Raw genomic sequence first — 958 nt, forward strand, 5'->3', positions numbered from 1 at the left:
TCAGCAATGACGCAGGCTATCTCACAAGCAGTCACTCAAGCTAAATCAGAAGTCAAAGCTGAAATCTTGGGTGAGTCTGTTCCTGAAAATCTTGATACGCTGAAAGAAATTGCGGATAAAATCACGAACATGGGTCAGGATGAAAACGGCGCACTTCTCGGCAAAGTAACCGAAGTCAGCGGACGTGTAGACCAGATTGCCAACCTTGACTTGGTCGCAACCTATAACGCAGCGAAAGCGTGAAGCCTATGAATAACCTTGAAAGTCTAGCGGCTGAAATCGGTAAGGATATCAAGGGCATTAAAGAGCAACAGGTTACGAAAAATGAGCTGGAACAAAAAGGCTATCTGACAAGCCATCAATCCTTGTCAGGTTATGCCTTGAAATCGGAGTTATACAATGATATCCCAATCAAGGCGCGTCTGAATGCTTTAGAAAACCGTCCAACATTTGACACGCTGACACCGACTCAACGAGATAGCTTAAGGGGTGAGAATGGCCATAGTTTAAGTGTCAATGTCCGTATCGAAGGAAGCTATCGAAACGGTGCGACTAGTCAGCTAAATTTATTCGCAGATGTATTTTATGATGGAGAGAAGCTCACGAGTGGCTATACTCTTGATTACTACTATCGAGGTTTCGGAAATAATAACTGGGGGGTATTGAGAAATCAGACTCCTGATTCAGCTGGAAAATTTGGAACATGGAGTGCTACACAGCGCTCTGGTGGTTGGTTCGAGGTTCGAATTGAAGTGAGCTACAGAGGTCTTAAGGCCTCTGGGTTTGCTCATTTGGATAATGTTAACGATGGCGAACGAGGTGCAACAGGCGCTAGGGGCGCAGATGGAGCGCCTGGCCAGAACATCGTCAACCAACAGGGACAACAAGCCCTCAAGTATTGGGCAGGAACACAAGCGCAGTACGATGCCCTTCCAACCAAAGATCCTAACACGATTTA

At 46.0% G+C, this 958-nt stretch carries 2 protein-coding genes; both read left to right on the forward strand.

Features of this window, described 5'->3' with window-relative positions:
* A partial coding sequence (locus N8M20_RS10130; protein WP_261080505.1) for a hypothetical protein occupies nt 1-243 on the forward strand: 243 nt, incomplete at its 5' end.
* A gap of 5 nt (nt 244-248) precedes the next feature.
* Nucleotides 249-958 (forward strand): phage upper tail fiber protein (locus N8M20_RS10135; protein ID WP_261080506.1); only part of this gene is annotated, 710 nt, incomplete at its 3' end.

The organism is Streptococcus mitis, assembly GCF_946190275.1.
Lineage (GTDB): Bacteria > Bacillota > Bacilli > Lactobacillales > Streptococcaceae > Streptococcus > Streptococcus mitis_DC.